Origin of the sequence: Paenibacillus sp. Leaf72, assembly GCF_001422685.1 — a bacterium.
Lineage (GTDB): Bacteria > Bacillota > Bacilli > Paenibacillales > Paenibacillaceae > Pristimantibacillus.
In genome coordinates, this window is sequence record NZ_LMLV01000012.1 from 518,797 (window position 1) to 537,362 (window position 18,566).

An 18,566-nucleotide genomic window follows, 5' to 3' on the forward strand; every position below is an offset into this window, starting at 1 on the left:
AATAGGCTTAGTAGATTAGGCTGCTGCTGTCATCCCTTTTTCATATTTTCGACAAGGATGGAGCGAGCCTGAGATGGGAGAGTTGCAAAAATAATGCGCAAGTTAGTAAGAGGATACGACCAAGGTAACCGCGGAATAGGCAAAAAGGTAGCTATTGTTATAATCGGAGGAGCGTTGCTCCTGCATCCAATTTCAGAGCTTGCCCCGGCAAGCTGGAAGATGATAAAAATAGAAACGGCCGCAGCTGCGAGCAGCGGAACGCTTAAAGAGCTGCAGCAGTCCTACGTGACATCAGGCGCCAAACGAATCGATTATCTTTGGACGACAACACGCAGCGGCAAAACGGCGCAAGCGAACGTCCATGTCATTGAAGTGGATCTCACGAATAAATATGTGCAATTGAATGCGCTGAGCGGCAAAAACAATACGATTGGCGATCGCGATACGATTTTGAATATGGCGAAAACAAGTGGAGCGGTAGCTGGCATTAACGGCGACGTCTATGTGACAACGGGCGAAGGCTCGCCGATGGGATCGCAGATTACTAGCGGAACGCTCATGACGACGCCAATGCAAATTAAGGGCATGTATGCTTTTGGAGTTACGAAGGACCGTCAGCCGAAAATCGACAGCTACAGCTTCAGCGGAACGGTTACGTCTGCAAGTGGAGCGACTTTCACCCTTTCAGGCATTAACCAGTCGTCTTATACGCCGGAGAGCGGAGACTCTACTTACAGCCACGCCAACACGATGTATATCTATACAAGTGCGTGGGCTGGCTCGGAGCGTCCGAAAAATTCCGCTGCATTGCCGACCGAAGTGCTTGTTCGCAATGGCGTTGTCGAGCAGATTTCCGACGGAACTGCACTTACGATGGCTGCGCCTAAAGACGGATATATTTTACGTGCCAACGGTACAGCAGCTAAATTCATCCGCGCCGAGATCAAGGTCGGAGACAAGCTGAAATCGGACTACTCGTTAGTTTCCCAAACGACTGGGAGCAAAGTAGATCCGAATCAATTCGAAATGATGGTTAGCGGGCATACGATTCTGGTTAATAATGGGGCAGCATCGGCATTCTCGCGCAGCATCACAGGTGTTAGCGGAGCGGCATACCTTTCCCGTTCAGCCGTAGGCTATTCCAAGGACGGTACGAAGGTATATCTGATTACCAGCGAACAGTACGGAGACAGCAAGGGCGTGAATTTGGCGGAGCTGCAGCAGATTATGGTGAAGCTTGGCGTCTACAAAGGCATGAATTTGGACGGCGGCGGTTCAACAACGATGATCGAGCGCCCGCTTGGGCAGTTTGCTCTGCAATCGGCTCATTCCACGACGTATGGAACGACGATGCGCAGCGTCGCGAGTGGGATTGGCGTATTTACGACGGCGCCTAAAGGTGATGTCAAGGGCATTACAGTAGGCGGCACGAATGTATTGCTGATTGGGCAGCAGGCGACTTTTACGGTAAAAGGGTACGATACGTATTACAACCCGGTAGCGGTTGATGGTACCAATGCCAAATGGAGCAGCTCCTCATCGGTTGGAACATTTAAGGGCGCGGACTTTACGGCGACAAAAGCAGGCTCCACGACCATTAGCGTCAAATCGGGCTCGGCGAGTGCTACATACAAGGTAGATGTTGTCGGACAGGATCAAATTGCTTCGATGACAATTGATAGCGCAGCGGGCATGCTTTCCAAAGGAGCAACCGTTTCGGTACCCCTAACAATGACCTTGAAAAACGGCAAAAGCTATAAGCTGAGCGGCGATTCGCTTAAATGGGAGTTTGTAGGCTTCACTGGCAAAGTATCGGGCGATACGCTTACCGTGCAATCGGTCAATGAGGGCACAACGACAGGCTATGCCATCGGTCGATATGACGGCTATCCAACGATGCTCCCGCTTACGCAGGGAGGCTCGGAGAAGGCGCTTGAGGATTTTGAAAATGTGAACTATGGCATTTCGACGCAGCTAACTCCGTCTGCGACGACTAAGGGCAGCGTCAAGCTGACTAGCGATCTGGCAGGCCAGACATCAGCTAAAGCTTTGCAGCTTACGTATGATTTTAGCGCAGGAACAGGGACGAAGGCCGTCTATGCTGTGTTTAACGGTACTTCCGGTAAAGCGATTGAAGGCTCGCCTACTGCCATGACGCTTGATGTTTATAGCGATAAGAGCCTCAACTGGCTGCGGGCGGAGTTCACCGATGCCGATGGCAAATCGCATCTGGTAGACGTGGCGAAGCAGCTCAATTGGAGCGGCTGGAAGACGGTGAAGGCTGATTTGTCGTCTTATGGCATGAAATATCCGATCAAGCTGAAGCGGGTCTACGTCGTTACAATCGCGGAGGGCGCAGATGAGCGTGCGGCAACCGGCACGATTGGCATTGACAATATGAAGCTGCAATATCCAGGTGAAGCCGTATCTTCTCAAGCGAAAAACATTGTCATGACGATTGGCAGCAAAGCGGCTTCCATCGGAGGCAAGGCGACAACGCTCGACGTGACGCCAATTACGCTAAAGGGAACAACCTACGTTCCAATCCGTTTTGTATCTGAAGCGCTTGGAGCCAATCTGCAATGGGACAATAAGCTGAACCGGGTGACGGTATTTGATGGCGCCCATTTGCTTGAGATGGTTATTGGTAAAAAAGAAATCGTGGCGAATGGCAAGCGTTCCACGACAGAGGTTGCGCCTATTGTGCGGAACAATCGGACGCTCATTCCTATTCGACTATTTTCGGAGCAGCTGGGACTTAAAGTAGGCTTTGATAATAGCACGAAGAAAATCACCATTAACTAGGGAAGAGTCCTAAACCGGGATTGCAGGAGCGAGAGCGGATAATATAGGAGGTTTTGCCCGAATATAATGGGTAATTTCACCTCTATTCCCTCACGTTCCCGCAGCATCTGGCAGCTAGAGTTCAAGGCCAAGGAGGCGGCGGACTATGCAATTGTGTTATGATAGTCTAAAAGAACCTTCTATTGGAAAGGTTGCCGAATTTTTATGGATCAACATATTTTAGATATTAACCGTGTTATTACGAATGCGACGCAGGTCATGGAAGACAGCAAATTTCAGATTTTTGAAATTTGCGAGGCTGCTCGCGCTGAATTGGAATCACTTGAGCAGGAGCTCGAAGTGGTTATTCAGGAAACGGTAAAGACGATTGAAAGAGTCGATCAGCTTGAGCTGGATTATCGGCAGGCGAGAATCCGTCTAACGGAAGTTAGCCGTGATTTCGTCAGATATAAGGAAGAGGATATTAAATCGGCGTATGAGAAAGCGACGCAGATCCAGCTGGATTTAATGGTTTGCCGCGAGAAGGAAACATATTTAAAATCGAGACGCGATGATTTGCAAAAGCGCGTGCGCAATGTAGAATCCTCGATTGAGCGTGCAGAGATGATCGCTTCCCAAATTAATGTCGTATTGGAATATTTGTCGGGCGACCTCAATCAGGTCACGCGTATTTTAGAATCTGCTAAAACAAGGCAGCTGATTGGCCTGAAGATTATTTTAGCCCAAGAGGAAGAGCGCAAGCGTATAGCCCGTGAGATCCATGACGGACCGGCGCAGTCCCTTGCAAATATTGTCATGCGTACGGAAATTGCAGAAAGAATGTTTCTAAAGAAGGAATTTCAGCTAGTACAGGACGAATTAGTAGATTTAAAGGGTCAGGTTCGTCTAGGACTCGAGGAAATTCGCAAAATTATTTTTAATCTGCGTCCAATGGCGCTTGATGATTTGGGACTTGTACCCACGCTGCGCAAATTTGTACAGGACTTTGAAGAGAAAACAAAAATACATACTGTATTTGATCTTACGGGCAGAGAGATACGGATGCCTTCCGCCATGGAAGCTGCTATTTACCGTTTGGTCCAAGAAGCCTACTCCAATGCGCTTAAGCATGCTAATGCCTCTTACGTTACTCTAGACATGGTTTATACCTCAGATTCAGTTACAATCACCGTATTCGACAATGGTAGTGGATTCCAACAAGAGCTTATCCAGGTGCATAACGGAGACAACTCGCATTTTGGGTTAGTTGGCATGCAGGAAAGGATTGATCTCTTGGAAGGGAAGATGGATATAGACTCAAATTTAGGAAAAGGCACGAAGATTATATTTAAAATCCCTATTACAGCGGAGAATAGAAAGGAGTAAGATGACGAATGAACCAAAGCGCACCTAATCATAAACGTAAAATTAAAATTTTGCTTGCTGACGATCATCAGCTTTTTCGTGAAGGATTGAAACGTATCTTGAATATGGAGGAGGACCTGGAGGTCATTGGCGAATGCGGTGACGGTATTCAGGTGCTCGAATTTTGCAATCATACGATTCCAGAAATCGTCCTGATGGACATCAATATGCCGATTGAAAATGGGGTCGTAACGACCGAGAGGCTTAAGACGATTTTCCCAGATGTGAAGGTTATCATTTTGTCGATTCATGATGATGAAAGTTATGTGTTCGAGACGCTTCGCAAAGGAGCGACTGGCTACCTGCTGAAAGATATGGAGGCAGAGGCCCTCATTAATGCTATACGCTCCGTAGTTAACGGACATGCTTACATACATCCTAAAGTCACAGGCAAGCTGATCAACCAGCTGCGTCGCATGACGTATTTGGATGAAATGGGTGTCGTGTCTGGCGCGGCAGCAGCGAAAGAGCCAGGCGTGAAATTTGTCGCTGGCGATGACAACCCATTAACGCGTCGTGAGGCTGAAGTATTGCGCCTGATGGCTGAGGGCAAAAGTAACAAGCTCATCGGTGAATTTCTATTCATCAGCGAAAAAACGGTTAAAAACCATGTTAGCAGCATTTTGCAAAAAATGGAAGTGGATGATCGCACGCAAGCCGTTATCAACTCCATTAAGTTTGGGTGGGTTACGCTGTAGTTCTTCTGACAGGGAAATTGAAACAATCTACATAGTGCTGCATAGGACGCCTATTGGACTAGGTTGTATGAGCGAGCAGCAGCATTCTTATAGAAGAATAACTAAAAACGATTAAGATCGAATGATTAAATGAAGAGCTTCTTGAACCATGTTCACATGGCGGAAGCTCTTTTTTGCTGTCTCTATAGTACTAAAAAGAGGATGAACTCCAAAATTTGATTGCATGAGTCGGATAAATGACGAAGAGAAAGCTAGGCACAGGATGGGCTTAGGTCGCAGCTTTAACTGGCATTATTTTTTCGGCAATAGCTGTATGCATGTCCGTTAAGGAAGGAACCACTGGGCGCCCGCAGGCATATAATGCAGAACAAGACAGGTTGGGAGCAGCAGTAAAACCGTCTGTAGAATACTTTAAACCTGCCAGATAATAATTCGGACTTATGGCAAGAGCAGCTTGTGGTAAAAGAGATGCCTGCAAAATAGGGCCAAGCATGTATGGGGAAATGTCTGGGAGTTGGATAGGGAAAGAAGGCTTATATTATTTTCAGGAGGTGCGGTGCCATGATCAAAATTTTCTTGCTAGTCGTGGGCTGCTATGTGCTGGCTGGCTTCATGGTGCATGCAGTTTACCGCTTGAAACGACAGCGGCGGCGCTCCGCCAAACATTATGTGCTGCTTGCGAGCCGCCAGCATTCCAATATGGAACGGATTATTCGCTCTTTTTTTTCCTTCTCACGGTGGATGGGAGTGGATGTTCACCTGACTGTCGTAGATGCCGGGCTCAGTGAGCAGACACGCGAAATCATTGAGCGGTTGAACCGTCCCGCTGGGGGAGTTCACCTCTATGTAGATGGTTTTGAAGAAAGTGAGTTAACACATCCGTTGGCTAAGCAATTGGAGCGGGACAGGAGATTCGAAGGCGGACTAGAGCAAGAGTTGAGTGAACGTGTGCCGCAGCAGCAATTCAAGCCGGATGTAAACAAACCAGATACAGGGGCTTCCAGCCTGCTATGGCGACTTCAGGCTGATGGAGTAATAACCAAAAATGACTGTCCTGTCGTCATCGATTTGCATAACCCAGAGGATTTAGGGAAGATTCCTTTTTGAGTGATGAAGATGGCCAGAGAAGAGGAATCTGCAGGTGAAAGTGGGCGAGATGAAGAACAAATATTGAAGGAAGAGAAGCAGCAAAAGCAAGACTAGAATTGAAATAATGCAGGAAGTAGGCCATTGATTAAAACGGTATAATCTATTATAGTTAAAACAATAAAATAACAGCTGCAGCTTGTTTGACTATGTTCCTATTGGTGTAAGTGGAACTCAGCAAGCAGAACAGTTTTTAGAAAATCGGGATGAAGCACATCTTTGATAACGCTTAGGCGTTGTTGAAGGGTGCTTTTTTTGCGTTTTCTATCGAAAAGGAGGATATCTGGATGAAAGCCTATATGTATGTTGTACGGCAATTCGGCAACTGGTCTTGCAAAGTAACGATTGCACCCGAGGTAGACATCGACTTCTGGCAGCATGCTGAGAGGATGCTTTTATGGAAAACTCGTCTTCCGCTTGGTATTGCGCTGGAGGCTGCTGAGCACTTCAATGAATATGAAAATAGAAATGACCAGTATATTAGTCAAAGTAAGCAGAGAGCAGATCAGAATGCCGGAATGAATAAGTTAAACTCTTTTAGAAAATGGCTGGATATACGCCTGAAGAAATGGCGGGGTGGAACAACTAAAGATACAGGATCAGGGAGTGAGGGCGGTGGATGGAAAGGAGAACAATTGGGAAAATCGCTAGAGAAAACGCTGGGAAAACAGAAAGAGTACTCCAAAGGGGCGGGAGCTATTGCTGGAAGCGCCTCACGCTGTGGGAATGAAAGCAATCAGGAGGTGTCAGATAGGCTTGATGCTGCTATCCGTAAGGCAAGCAGCGGAGTATCTGGGCAGGTCGAGCATATTCAGGAGGTGCTTGCAGGGGAGCAAATGCGGATGATGCCAGTCGGACAGGCTGGGCAAAGCCTGTCTGGTTTAGGTAGGCAGGTAGCGCTCGCTGCGGATAGCTGCGAGCGCAGTGGGCAAGCGCGCGGAGTGGAACGCGCGCCTGCAGAGGCGCTTGCCGCCGCCGCGCAGCAGGCGGCAGCGGCGCTGCAAGGCCGTGCGCTGCTGCGCGGCGAAGCGCACGCACTGCTTGATGGGACAGCGCCTGCGGCAGCTGTCCCTGCCATGGATAAGGACGCTGCGCTGCAGCTGGCGTCCTTGCAGGGCTTGATACAGCTGCGCAGCGCTGTATCAAAGAAGGCCAGCCGCGAAGCCGGCTGGCCTCGGCGCGCCAAGCGCGCGCTCCGCTGCCTGCGCTGCGGCAGCGGAGAAGAGCAGCTGCACAAGGCGCCCTGTGCAGCCTGCGGGCGAGAGGCATGCGCATATTGCACCGCATGCCTCACTATGGGGCGCAGCCGCGAGTGCGAGCTGCTCATCATAGGAGGAGGAGCTGGCAGCAGCCGCTCCTCCATCGAGCTGCCGCCCCCACAGCAGCGTCTCGCGCGCTGGGGGCTAAGCCATGCCCAATCAGCGGCGGCAGCAGCCGCACTTCATTTTACAGAGCAGCCGCTTCGCGATGCCTTAGGTGGCCCGCTCGCCACCACGCAAAACAGCTTCCTGCTCTGGGCCGTCACCGGCGCCGGCAAAACCGAAATGGTGTTTCCTATAGTCGAGTCTACTCTGCTAAGAGGTGGCAGAGTCCTAATAGCTACACCGCGCAAAGATGTCGTGCTGGAACTGAGCCCGCGCATTAGAAAAGCCTTCCCGGACTGCAACGTGGTCACATTATACGGCGGCAGCGAGCAAAAATGGGAGCAGGGCGACATTACGCTGGCAACGACGCATCAATTGCTGAGATTCAATTTTGCATTTGACTTGGTCATTATTGATGAGTTGGACGCATTTCCTTACTTAAATGATCCCCAATTGCACTATGCGGCCAACAAAAGCTGTGCTCCTGCGGGCTTCAAAATTCTGCTCTCGGCCACACCTCCAGCAGAGCTGCAACAGCTGGCACGGCGCGGAAAGCTTGGGCATGCGAGAGTTCCCGTGCGTTTTCACCGCCACCCACTTCCCGTTCCAAGACTGCTTCGCACCTTGAGTGTTGCAAAAATGCTGGAAAAGCGTCACCTTCCTCACAGGCTGCGAGCAGAGTTGCTATGCTCTTGGCAGCGAGGAGCCCAACTGTTCGTTTTTGTACAGCGTATTTCGCAAGTCGAACGTTTGGTTTTGTTGTTGAAAGCAGAACTTGGAGTATCTCAGGTTGCTGGTGCATCCTCGCAGGATATGGAGCGGATAGATAAAGTGCAGCGGTTCCGCGAAGGCGACATTCGTATTCTGGTGACGACCACTATTTTGGAAAGAGGCGTTACTATCCCTCGAAGCGATGTTTTTATTTTAGATGCAGATGGGCGACTGTTTGATGAAGCTTCACTTGTCCAAATGGCGGGAAGAGCCGGACGCTCAAGTCATGACCCGAAGGGCAGGGTGTTATTTTGTGCCAAAGAGCGTACTCGCCCTCAAATCATGGCTATTCGGCATATTGCAAAAATGAATCGAATAGCAAAGACTGAGGGTTATTTAATCAAAAGTTAAAGTAGGAAGAATTACATGCAAACTTTAGAGGAAGAGGGATTCTATTGGGACTTTCAAATCGATTGCAATTAAAAAAACAAACAGTTTACTATATTCAAAAAATGATAGGATTGCTGGCACCTTCTTTAAAAATATGCCTTTTCTGCAACAAAACGATTACTCAAAAGATGTATATTTCTCATTCAATTGCAGCCGATGCTCATAATGCCATTCCACAAGCTCTTATTCAATCAATATGTGGCAGCTGTTTGCAAAGTATTCCTTGGATAAACAAGCTTCAATGCTGGGTATGCGGACGAGCTATTGCTTGCCCAGACTGTTCAAGACGCAGCAATACCTATTTTGTATGCAACAGGAGTGCAGTGGAGTACAGCAGTCAGATGCAGGAGCTTTTAGCGAGATATAAATATCGCGGAGAGGAGAAGCTTGAGCTTTATTTGGGAGCGATGTTGTTTCCGTCTATTGAGCGTCTGTCCTGTGACGTAGTTAACAGGTTAGGGATTTGGAATGTCATTGATTCCAAAAGTATGAAAGGAAAGAAGGTGAATTTGGATACTCTCTGGGATGCAATTACGTATGTTCCTGTTAGCGTAGAGAGGGCTGAGGAGAGGGGATTCAATCAGTCGGAGAGATTGGCCGCCGCCATTTCCAACAAGTACGGCATTCCATTATTTCATTTGCTGCTGAGAAAGAAGCATTCTGTTAAACAAAGCTTTAAAACGCGCTCAGAAAGATTGAAAGATATGCAAAATATATTCATGGTTGATCCTGAGGGATGGAGGGAATTATTCAACCATCCTTCAAGAGAATTCCGAGAAATGAGAGCGATCAGGCTGCTGCTGATAGATGATATTTATACGACAGGGAGTACGATTCAAGCTTGTTCAAAAGAGCTTTACACCTGCTCATATGGGAAAATAGAGATTTATGCGTTAACATGGGCACGTTCTTGAGACATAGCGGCTATCTGAATGACCAAAGGATTTATAAAATAAATCGTTGGCTAAATCTTTTAAATTATGATGATTCTGTCGAATCATTTGATTTAGGCATCTTGAGCAGGGATATGAATCTGGCTAATGATATTAAAGTGAGAAGTAGGCCGGTGACAGATTGTAACATAATTAAGATCATGGCTGGGCTATTAGTGATATTAAAATTAGGTGAGCCGAATGTTGTCATAGTGACAAAACTCATATAAAATGCTTGAATTAGACTGAACTTACGATCAGCGACATCAAACCAGTTCATTAAAAGCAGATAAGAGGCTGTAAACCAAAAGATGATTTCCATAAAATTATGTATGAGTGAAAGCACGGATCTCCTGTAGCTGCTCACCTGTGCATTTTGTTTATAAGCATCGATGATGGTGATCTTTATTTGGTAAATAAAGATTTCAAATGTTCGCCATATGCCATAGTATAAAAGAATATACTTAAGAATAGAACTGCTGCCATATCGAACAACGAGTATAGCAACTATTGAAAGAAGAGTATGCCCCATCACCCATAAATCAACAAACAAATACTTTTTTTGTTGAGGCCAATTTAATTTATTAATAATCAAAGTTTGTATCAGATTAAATAAAGAAATTCTATAAAGAAAATTAATCAAATTCTCCCAAAACCAAACCATTAATGTAGTTTCCCCAGTCCAACACGGTCTGCTCAAAAAAAGTCCTCCTAATTTATGAATTCAACAGCCTGAATTTTCAGGCAGATCGTCTAATCAAGGTTTTATATCGACAGGTATAATTAAAAACATTAGCTATATTTTCAATGGAAGCCGTTTGTGATATAACTAGTGAAATTTCCTCTTTTCAGCTAAAATAGAACCAATAAGATATTTTGAAAATTTGAAGAGGATAGATTAGGGAGGTAATAAATAGAATGATGAATTTAGATAATTGTCCACGCTGCGGCAAGCTGTTCTCCAAGAACTTTCGTGACGTCTGTCCGGCTTGCATTAAGGAAATAGATAAAGAGTATGAGCTTTGCTCCGATTATTTGCGTAAAAACAAAGGCACGAATATAAATGATCTATCCAATGAAACGGGAGTATCGGTCCGCCAAATTACAAAGTTTGTTCGAGAAGGCCGGATTTCGATTGTGAATGCGCCTAATATGGCTTATCCATGCGAAGTTTGCGGTACCCTAATTCGGGAAAACAATATGTGCGATAGCTGTAGAGCTCGTTTAATTAGCGATACGGGGAAAATGCGCAACGAGGATACCAGAAGGGCGGAAGAGCAGGAAGCCCAGAAGGCTAATCAGAACATTTATAAAGGTTTGGACCGCTATAAGGATCGTTAGAATTTATTAATATTTGTCAATCGTCAATATACTATAAATTTCTTGAGGAATCAGCCGATAATACTTTTAAAGGTTATCGGCTTATTAGCATGTGTCCAAATAAATGAGGTGAATAAATTGAAGATAAATGAACCTGGTCGTATCCATTCCATTAACCAGTACCAGAAGAAGAATGAAATGGCTGTGAATAATGCCAATAAGAAGCAGAAGAAGGATGAGGTACAGATCTCAGCCGCCGCGAAGGAGATGCTCTCTACGAGTCAGATGAACAGCCCCGAACGCGCAAAGCATATTGAGAGCCTGAAGCAATCCATAGCATCTGGAACGTATCATGTTGATTCGGGCAAGCTGGCTGAGAAGCTGCTTCCTTATTTCGGCAACAATCCAAGCGAATGAGGATAGGTGAACGGAGATGTCTCTTGAGTTAATTGCAGATACTCTGCAGCAGCAGCTAAAGCTGTATCATTCACTTCTGGAAATTGAACTTAGTAAGAAGGACATGATTATTCAGAATCATGTTCTGCAGTTAAATGTACAGACCCAGAAGCAGAAGTTGCTTGTTGCGAAAGCGGAAGAGCTTGAACGAATGCGTACCCAACTGACTTCCCGTTATTTTAAGGATATTGGGTTTAGAATTCGCAGCGGTATTTTGGCTGAGCTGATTCGCTCCGTAACGAATCCAGAAATTAAAGTGCAGCTACTGCAGCTTCATAGCCAGCTCAATGATGTGCTGGGGAAGCTGAAGGAAGCGAATGATTTGAATCAGCAACTAATTAAACAATCATTAGATTTTCTGGATTTCTCTATTGGCCTAATGATGGATGACCCGAACGAGGATCTCACCTACCAGCATCCGATGAATCAAGGATATGGAAATAAGTTCAATAAACTATTTGATTCCAAAGCATGATGAGGAGATGAAACGATGAGATCAACTTTTCATTCGCTGGAAACAGCGAAAAGAAGTTTATTCACGCAGCAGGCGGCTATTAACACCGTTGGTCATAATATTGCGAATGCAAATACTGAAGGCTTCTCAAGGCAAAAAGTTACGATGGTAGCCTCTAGGCCAATTGAAGCCTATGGTATGGATCGGTCATTAGCTCCGGGTCAACTAGGAACGGGCGTTGAATTCACCTCAATTACTCGAATTCGAAATGCGTTTCTCGATTCACAGTACCGTGAACAAAGTCAAGGCTTGGGTAATTTATCTATACAAACAGATACTTTAAGTAAGCTTGAACAGTTTGTGAATGAACCCTCAGATACAGGGATAAGAACGGTATTAGAGAATTTCTGGAATGCTTGGTCTGACCTTAGCAAAGACCCTCAAAATGTAACGGGCCGCGAAATTTTGCAAGAAACAGCACGTGGCTTAACGGATACATTCAATGAACTGAGCCGCCAGCTTACTGATTTAGACGCAGATTTAACATCGAATATAGAAGTGAAGGCAAACGAAGCCAACTCTCTTCTTACTATCATTTCTTCTCTAAATATGGAAATTCGCAAAATAGAGTCTATTGGTGACGATGCCAATGATTTACGAGACCAACGGGATTTGATGACAGACAAGCTTTCCGCGATCATTAATATAACAGTTACTGATACGGATCAAGGATATACGATTTCCTTAGGTGGGAATGAACTTGTGGAAGCAGGCGATGTAAACCCTCTAACTTCTCTGGCTTTAGAGACAGCCTATGCGAACGGATCACTGATCGGTGGTGAGGCGTACGGGATGATCGTATCGCGTGATGTTTTTGTAGCAGATTTTTCCCAACAGCTGGATACGCTTGCAAATACGCTTGCAAATGGTGAATTTCAAGTAACGCTCCCGAAAGGCACGGTAAAACCGGGAGAGACAACGGGTATACTTGCTGATGAAGTTATCACGGTTAAAGGGATTAATGGACTGCATAAGCTTGGCTATACGCTTGGAAACCCTGTTGAAGTAGGGGAGAATTTTTTTACCTTCAAAACAGGCTCGACTGGAATTACAGCATCAAGTATACAGCTTAATCCTAATATTGCTGCCGACTCTAATAAAATTGCAACTTCTCTCCGTACAACCACTGATACTACAGGGGCTACTACTGTAGTCAAAGGTAATAATGGGTTAGCCCTTCTGATGTCAGAATTAAAGGGGAGCAAATTTTCCTTTGACGAGACAGCGCAGGGTGGAGGAATTACTGAAGCAACGGTTGGTGATTTTTATAGTGCGGTAGTCGGTGCTTTAGGGGTTCAAAGTCAGGAGTCCTCTCGTTTATATCAAAATACCCAGGCCCAACTGGATCAAGTTGATGCTAGCCGAGCGTCAGTTAGCGGCGTGTCTCTTGATGAAGAAATGTCTGAGCTCATTAAGTATCAATATGCCTATAGTGCATCTGCAAGATTTATGACTACTTTTGACCAAATGCTAGAGAAGCTTATTAATGGAACAGGTGTGGTTGGAAGATAATTCAAATATAGCTGAACGACAAGTAAATTAGATTTATTTGAAAGAGGAGGGCTACGAACATGTCACTACGTGTTACACAAGGTATGATGCACATGCAGCTTACTAGAAACCTGAATCGAAATATGTCCCAGATGGAGCAATTGCAGCAGCAAACGACAACAGGTCGCAAGTTAAATAAAGCTTCCGATGATCCGGTGGGCATTACTTATTCTATTCGTTACCGTTCGGAGATTTCCGCCAATGATCAATATCAGAAAAATGTAGATGCCGCTTTGTCCTGGTTAGATTTTAATGACACAGTAATTGGTCAAGCAGGCGATGTCCTTCAACGTGTAAAGGAATTAACGACACAAGGAGCGACGGGGACAAATCCGCAAATAGCCCTCGATAACATTAAAAGTGAAATACAACAACTGAAAAGTCAACTTATTGATATTGCTAATAGTAAATTGAATGGCAAGTATATTTTCAACGGGGAGCAATTTGATCAAATGCCTTACGATATCTCTGCTCCCGGATCGGATGCCAAAGCTCTAGAAACGGACGAAGGCAAGATTCAATATGCAGTAGGTGTGAATGTGAAGCTGGATATTAATCTGACTGGAAATCAGGTATTTGGAGAACCTGATCCAGCAGGTACTGGAGATAATGTATTCTCCGTATTGGATCGAATTATAACGGCGCTGGGCACAGGAGATTATAGCGGAGTTAGCGATGAACTTGGAAATATTGAAGCTAGCATGGATCGTCTACTGAATATGAGATCTGAAGTAGGGGCAAGAGTAAATCGAGTAGAATTGATGCAAAGCAGATTAAGCGATCTTAAAATTAATTTGACAGATATGCAGTCCAAAACAGAAGATGCTGATTTTGAGAAGCTGCTTATTGATACACAAATTAATGAGAATATATACCAAGCTTCGCTCTCCGTAGGTGCCAAAGTAATAAGCAAATCATTAGTTGACTTCTTGAGATAGAGATGAAGCTGCCTCAGCTGCAAATTCAATCGACGTCGGGTAAAATTGGTATACAGTCAGGTCTAGGCAAGTATGATATTAAACAAGGTCATGCAACGATGGATATATCGACCGTTAATACTATCATAGATGTTAAGTCTACACAGCCGGTTTTAATCATTGACCAATCTAAAATGTGGGACGCGTTAACTGGAGGAAAGCCTGAAGCTTTCTGGAATCGGCTGTATAATCAATTTGGCCAATTTGTAATACAGGGTATTGAGCAAACGGTTCAAGAGTACGATCGAATTGGCGACATTTTGTATAATGGCGACCCGGTTGGCGATATTGCTGGTGAAAGCTTGTCCAGGCAACAGCCGGCCTTGCAAGTTTATGGGCCTGCTTCGGTACTGAATGTGCGCTTCGATGTGGTCATTGAGAAGCCGGAAATTAACGTGACCCCCGGTCATGTTAAAGTAGATGTACAGACCAATAAGCCGCAAATTGAGTATCGGAGGGGAGGAGTCAACATTTATATGGAACGGTATCCTTCCGTACAAATAACGCCTCCTCAAATTGATTTGACTTTATAAACCTGCCATAATGAATACAGAAGCTATAGAATCGTAACGCGATGCTATAGCTTCTTGTTTTAGTGTAACGATTAAAGGAGTGTGACTAAATTGAAAATACAAACGACGCGATTTGGTGAGATAGAATGTAAGGATGAAGAGCTGCTGACTTTTACTAATGGAATACCGGGCTTTAAAGAATATTTAAGATATTTCTTAATCGTGATTGAAGAAAGTCCCTTTATGTATTTACAATCTTTAGAAGATGAGTCACTTGCTTTTATAGTTGTTTCTCCGTTTGATTTTTTTCCTGATTATGAGTTTGAGCTGCCTGAACTTATAGAGCAGGAAATGAACGTAAAGCAAACGACAGATATTAAAATATTGAATATCATAAGTGTTAATGGAGAACTTGAGACAGCTACATTAAACCTTGCTGCTCCACTAATTATAAATTTAGCTAATAAAACAGGAGTGCAGTATATTATCTCCGATGAGAAGTACTCCATTCGGCAGCCTCTATTTGCGGATTCTTTAATAGTGGAAGGGAGTCGATAATATGCTTGTTTTGAGCAGGAAAAAAGGACAATCCCTGTTTATTGGTGATGATATAGAAATTAGTATTTTAGAAGTTAACAATGATACTGTAAAGATTGGCATAACAGCACCTAAAGATATATCTATTTTACGCAAGGAACTATATGTTTCTGTAGAGGATATGAATCGGGCAGCTGAGAAATCTCTTATCAGCAACACGGAGCTAAAAAAACAATTTGGTGAAATGAAAAAAAATAATAAAAAGCTATAAACTCTGACTGAATTTGGCCGATATATATATTATGGCTGATAAAGGGCGGCCGACCTGGCTCAGCATACCACAAGGATGTGGAACATTCATTTCATTTCAGGGAGGAAATAACAATGCGTATTAATCACAACATTACTGCTTTGAACACTCACCGTAACATGGGTCTGAATACTTCTGCTGCAGGTAAAGGTATGGAGAAATTGTCTTCCGGTCTTCGCATTAACCGTGCGGCTGACGATGCTGCTGGCTTGGCAGTATCCGAGAAAATGCGCGGTCAAATCCGCGGTCTTGAGCAAGCTCAACGCAACGTGCAAGATGGTATCTCCTTCGTACAAACAGCTGAGGGCGCAATGAATGAAGTTAGCTCCATGCTTACTCGTATGAAAGAACTGAACGTTCAGAAATTGAACGGTACGTACGGTGCAACTGATACAGCTAACATTGATCTTGAGCTTGATGAGCTCGGTGGTCAAATTGACAGCATCATGGCTGATACAAAATTCAACGGCATTTCACTGACTGCTGCTGACGTGAAAGTTCAATCCAATGATGCTGCACAACAAATTACTATCAAAAAAGTGGATACTGCTGGCTTTGCTACATTGACTAAAGCTACTGCACTTCCTGCTGTTGAAACTGCTATTGAGAAAGTTGCAACGCAACGTGCGACACTTGGTGCTACACAAAACCGTCTGGAATACACATCCAATAACTTGGGTACGACAGTTGAGAACATAACTGCATCCGAATCCCGTATTCGTGATACAGATATGGCGAAAGAAATGGTCGATCTTACGAAGAACAACATTCTTCTGCAAGCTTCGCAAGCGATGCTTGCTCAAGCAAACTCGCAGCCGCAAGGCGTTCTTTCCCTGTTACGTTAATTTTCGGAATAACCAACAGCCTGTTGAGAAAATCAACAGGCTGTTTTTTTTTATTTGCTCTAATAAAGTTTATTGTTTTTTCCGATACTAGTAATAGAGATATTGAATCGGTATGGGAGGTTTGTTAATGAACATTTCCTCAGTCAATCAGTCAACAGGTTATAAGCCTGACAAGAATGTAAGCAGCGAATCCTTGTCAGGTAGGGAGAGTGTAGTTTCTCAGATTAAAACAGTCGATGCCTTGCAGCAGGCAGAGTTGCAAGGCGAGAAGGTTACTATTGGAGACATGCAGGTAGTGAGGACCATTGATCGTGTTCTCAAAGCGATTCAGGGCCCGGATACAACATTTGATATGTCTGTGCATGAACAAACCAAAACAATCGTTATTAAAGTGTTAAACAAGGAGACAGGGGAGCTAATTCGGGAGATTCCACCCGAGAAAACTCTTGATCTGGTAGCGAAATTTATGGAGATAAACGGCATTCTAATTGATAAAAGAGTTTAAGAGGAGGAAAAGAAGATGAGAATATCAGGATTGGCATCTGGTATGCAAGTTGACGATATGGTCAAGGAAATGATGAAAGCTAAACGGACGTCGTATAATACGATGGTTCAGAAACGGCTATCAATGGAATATCAACGGGAAGCTTATAGGGAAATGAGCAGTAAAATTGTTGATTTTCGCAATAATAAGCTGCAGTCATATAATATGTCAAACGCGATAGCGGCAAAGACAACCGAGGTTACAGGCAATACATCTGCTCTGACAGTAAATGCGACTAATTCATCTGCTGCAGGATCATTAAATGTAAGTGTCAGCCAAGTGGCGTCTGCTGCTGGTACTGTCTTTACCTATAATCCGGATGCAGATACAAACACGGTAAACAGCACTGCAGGCATGAAGCTTACTGATCTTGGATTCACTGCAGTCGGCAGTGATATTACTGTTAAAGTCAATGATCAGGCTATAACATTAAATGCAGCAACAGCTACCCTAAGTGAATTAGCTTCGGCAATTAATGCTAACAAGAATGCAAAAGCATCTGCCTATTATAATGAGACGACGGGTCAGATATCCATTATGAATAGCCAGACGGGTTCAACTGCTGTGAAATTAGAAGGATTCAACACAATAACTGGGTTTGATCAGAAGGCTATCGTAGGTAAGGATGCAGTGATTTCGCTCAACGGAGTGGAATATACACAAAGCAGCAATCGATTTGAAATTAACGGCTTTGATTTTACGATCAAATCAGAATCTGGTGCGAACGGTGTAACAACGTTATCTTCTGTCTCAGATACGAACAAGATTATAGATTCAATTAAATCATTTGTTAACGACTATAACAATTTGATAGGGTCAATTAACTCCAAGATCTCTGAGGAGAAATACAGAACCTACCTTCCATTAACTGATGAGCAGAAAGAAGGAATGGAAGAAAGCCAGATCAAGTTATGGGAAGACAAAGCGAAAAGCGGATTAATTCGAAATGATAGTATTTTGACCAAGCTGGTATCAGATCTTCGTATTGCTGCAACACCACTCGTGGGAGGCTATGATACTGGTCAAGTTGATGGTGGTGGTAAAGCTATATACCAATCAATTGGAATTTCGACGGGATCTTATACAGAGAAAGGAAAACTGGTTCTGAACGAGGAGACGCTTCGAACTGCATTGGAGAAGGATCCTGATAAAGTCATCGAAATGTTTACGAAGCGTGGGACAGATGTATCGCCTGGTAGTACGGAGTCAGGAGTCTTTGCCAAAATGTCAGCATCTGCTGGAGTTTCCTTGCAAAGTCTGTCCACCAAGGCAGGTACATCCCTTACCAGTACAGAGCTGAAAGGAACATTTCTAGAAAGCTCTATAATAGCTGGTCAGCTTCGTCTGATGAAAGAACGTGAAAGCAGTATGATTACTCGTCTAAACAAAACGGAAACCCAATTATACAAACAGTTTACTGCTATGGAAACGGCCATCAATAAATTTAATTCTCAGGCCTCCAGCTTGTCCAGCTTCTCAGGCTAAAAGGT

At 44.4% G+C, this 18,566-nt stretch carries 18 protein-coding genes; 17 read left to right on the plus strand and 1 reads right to left on the minus strand.

Going from position 1 to position 18,566, the window contains the following annotated elements; genetic code table 11:
- Positions 1–93 precede the first annotated feature (93 nt).
- The 6 genes from ASF12_RS16965 to ASF12_RS34535 all read left to right on the plus strand — a co-directional run bounded on the left by ASF12_RS16965 (position 94) and on the right by ASF12_RS34535 (position 9,492).
- Positions 94–2,805 carry a stalk domain-containing protein gene (locus ASF12_RS16965; protein WP_056036889.1) on the plus strand — a complete coding sequence of 904 codons (2,712 nt, stop codon included), beginning with the start codon at positions 94–96 and terminating at the stop codon, positions 2,803–2,805.
- Between the two features lie 204 nt (positions 2,806–3,009).
- Entirely contained in the window at positions 3,010–4,170 is a 1,161-nt protein-coding gene (locus tag ASF12_RS16970) for a sensor histidine kinase (protein ID WP_056036892.1), read from the plus strand.
- Positions 4,171–4,178: 8 nt separating this feature from the next.
- On the plus strand, positions 4,179–4,907 hold the full coding sequence (locus ASF12_RS16975; RefSeq protein WP_056036894.1) for a response regulator: 729 nt from the start codon (positions 4,179–4,181) through the stop codon (positions 4,905–4,907).
- 561 nt (positions 4,908–5,468) lie between these two features.
- Complete coding sequence (locus tag ASF12_RS16980; protein WP_056036897.1) at positions 5,469–6,014, plus strand: hypothetical protein; 546 nt, start codon at positions 5,469–5,471, stop codon at positions 6,012–6,014.
- Between the two features lie 326 nt (positions 6,015–6,340).
- The gene (locus ASF12_RS16985) at positions 6,341–8,539 is read left to right on the plus strand and encodes a DEAD/DEAH box helicase (protein WP_056036899.1); all 2,199 of its coding nucleotides are present in this window, start codon (positions 6,341–6,343) and stop codon (positions 8,537–8,539) included.
- 44 nt (positions 8,540–8,583) lie between these two features.
- A complete protein-coding gene (locus tag ASF12_RS34535; protein WP_155973213.1) occupies positions 8,584–9,492 on the plus strand; it encodes a ComF family protein in 909 nt (302 codons plus the stop codon).
- 64 nt (positions 9,493–9,556) lie between these two features.
- Here ASF12_RS34535 and ASF12_RS16995 read toward each other — a convergent pair whose 3' ends face one another.
- Positions 9,557–10,210, minus strand: coding sequence for an ion channel (locus tag ASF12_RS16995; protein ID WP_056036906.1), 654 nt, complete (start codon positions 10,208–10,210; stop codon positions 9,557–9,559).
- 221 nt (positions 10,211–10,431) lie between these two features.
- Here ASF12_RS16995 and ASF12_RS17000 point away from each other — a divergent pair, with 221 nt between their 5' ends.
- The 11 genes from ASF12_RS17000 (at position 10,432) to fliD (ending at position 18,561) form a co-directional block, all read left to right on the plus strand.
- Entirely contained in the window at positions 10,432–10,851 is a 420-nt protein-coding gene (locus ASF12_RS17000; protein ID WP_056037096.1) for a TIGR03826 family flagellar region protein, read from the plus strand.
- Positions 10,852–10,959: 108 nt separating this feature from the next.
- The gene (gene flgM, locus ASF12_RS17005; protein ID WP_081418858.1) at positions 10,960–11,247 is read left to right on the plus strand and encodes a flagellar biosynthesis anti-sigma factor FlgM; all 288 of its coding nucleotides are present in this window, start codon (positions 10,960–10,962) and stop codon (positions 11,245–11,247) included.
- 16 nt (positions 11,248–11,263) lie between these two features.
- Entirely contained in the window at positions 11,264–11,761 is a 498-nt protein-coding gene (locus ASF12_RS17010) for a flagellar protein FlgN (RefSeq protein WP_056036911.1), read from the plus strand.
- Between the two features lie 15 nt (positions 11,762–11,776).
- Complete coding sequence (gene flgK, locus ASF12_RS17015; protein WP_056036913.1) at positions 11,777–13,312, plus strand: flagellar hook-associated protein FlgK; 1,536 nt, start codon at positions 11,777–11,779, stop codon at positions 13,310–13,312.
- Between the two features lie 59 nt (positions 13,313–13,371).
- The gene (gene flgL / locus ASF12_RS17020) at positions 13,372–14,289 is read left to right on the plus strand and encodes a flagellar hook-associated protein FlgL (protein WP_056036917.1); all 918 of its coding nucleotides are present in this window, start codon (positions 13,372–13,374) and stop codon (positions 14,287–14,289) included.
- A gap of 2 nt (positions 14,290–14,291) precedes the next feature.
- Entirely contained in the window at positions 14,292–14,861 is a 570-nt protein-coding gene (locus tag ASF12_RS17025) for a DUF6470 family protein (protein ID WP_056036920.1), read from the plus strand.
- Between the two features lie 90 nt (positions 14,862–14,951).
- Positions 14,952–15,398, plus strand: a complete 447-nt coding sequence (gene fliW, locus ASF12_RS17030; protein ID WP_056036922.1) for a flagellar assembly protein FliW — start codon at positions 14,952–14,954, stop codon at positions 15,396–15,398.
- A 1-nt stretch (position 15,399) separates the two neighbouring features.
- Positions 15,400–15,648 (plus strand): carbon storage regulator CsrA, encoded by a 249-nt coding sequence (gene csrA, locus ASF12_RS17035; RefSeq protein ID WP_056036925.1) that lies wholly within the window; start codon positions 15,400–15,402, stop codon positions 15,646–15,648.
- Positions 15,649–15,761: 113 nt separating this feature from the next.
- Positions 15,762–16,532, plus strand: coding sequence for a flagellin N-terminal helical domain-containing protein (locus tag ASF12_RS17040; RefSeq protein ID WP_056036927.1), 771 nt, complete (start codon positions 15,762–15,764; stop codon positions 16,530–16,532).
- Positions 16,533–16,659: 127 nt separating this feature from the next.
- The gene (locus ASF12_RS17045; protein ID WP_063892572.1) at positions 16,660–17,037 is read left to right on the plus strand and encodes a flagellar protein FlaG; all 378 of its coding nucleotides are present in this window, start codon (positions 16,660–16,662) and stop codon (positions 17,035–17,037) included.
- 15 nt (positions 17,038–17,052) lie between these two features.
- Positions 17,053–18,561 (plus strand): flagellar filament capping protein FliD, encoded by a 1,509-nt coding sequence (gene fliD, locus ASF12_RS17050; RefSeq protein ID WP_056036930.1) that lies wholly within the window; start codon positions 17,053–17,055, stop codon positions 18,559–18,561.
- Positions 18,562–18,566 lie beyond the last annotated feature (5 nt).

Bases quoted from the DNA above. Each gene is read 5' to 3' on its own strand.
- csrA (WP_056036925.1), top strand. From the start codon at position 15,400: ATGCTTGTTTTGAGCAGGAAAAAAGGACAATCCCTGTTTATTGGTGAT.
- flgL (WP_056036917.1), top strand. From the start codon at position 13,372: ATGTCACTACGTGTTACACAAGGTATGATGCACATGCAGCTTACTAGA.
- ASF12_RS16975 (WP_056036894.1), top strand. From the start codon at position 4,179: ATGAACCAAAGCGCACCTAATCATAAACGTAAAATTAAAATTTTGCTT.
- ASF12_RS16970 (WP_056036892.1), top strand. From the start codon at position 3,010: ATGGATCAACATATTTTAGATATTAACCGTGTTATTACGAATGCGACG.
- ASF12_RS17040 (WP_056036927.1), top strand. From the start codon at position 15,762: ATGCGTATTAATCACAACATTACTGCTTTGAACACTCACCGTAACATG.
- ASF12_RS16965 (WP_056036889.1), top strand. From the start codon at position 94: ATGCGCAAGTTAGTAAGAGGATACGACCAAGGTAACCGCGGAATAGGC.
- ASF12_RS16985 (WP_056036899.1), top strand. From the start codon at position 6,341: ATGAAAGCCTATATGTATGTTGTACGGCAATTCGGCAACTGGTCTTGC.
- ASF12_RS17025 (WP_056036920.1), top strand. From the start codon at position 14,292: ATGAAGCTGCCTCAGCTGCAAATTCAATCGACGTCGGGTAAAATTGGT.
- ASF12_RS17045 (WP_063892572.1), top strand. From the start codon at position 16,660: ATGAACATTTCCTCAGTCAATCAGTCAACAGGTTATAAGCCTGACAAG.
- ASF12_RS17000 (WP_056037096.1), top strand. From the start codon at position 10,432: ATGAATTTAGATAATTGTCCACGCTGCGGCAAGCTGTTCTCCAAGAAC.
- flgK (WP_056036913.1), top strand. From the start codon at position 11,777: ATGAGATCAACTTTTCATTCGCTGGAAACAGCGAAAAGAAGTTTATTC.
- ASF12_RS17010 (WP_056036911.1), top strand. From the start codon at position 11,264: ATGTCTCTTGAGTTAATTGCAGATACTCTGCAGCAGCAGCTAAAGCTG.
- fliD (WP_056036930.1), top strand. From the start codon at position 17,053: ATGAGAATATCAGGATTGGCATCTGGTATGCAAGTTGACGATATGGTC.
- ASF12_RS16980 (WP_056036897.1), top strand. From the start codon at position 5,469: ATGATCAAAATTTTCTTGCTAGTCGTGGGCTGCTATGTGCTGGCTGGC.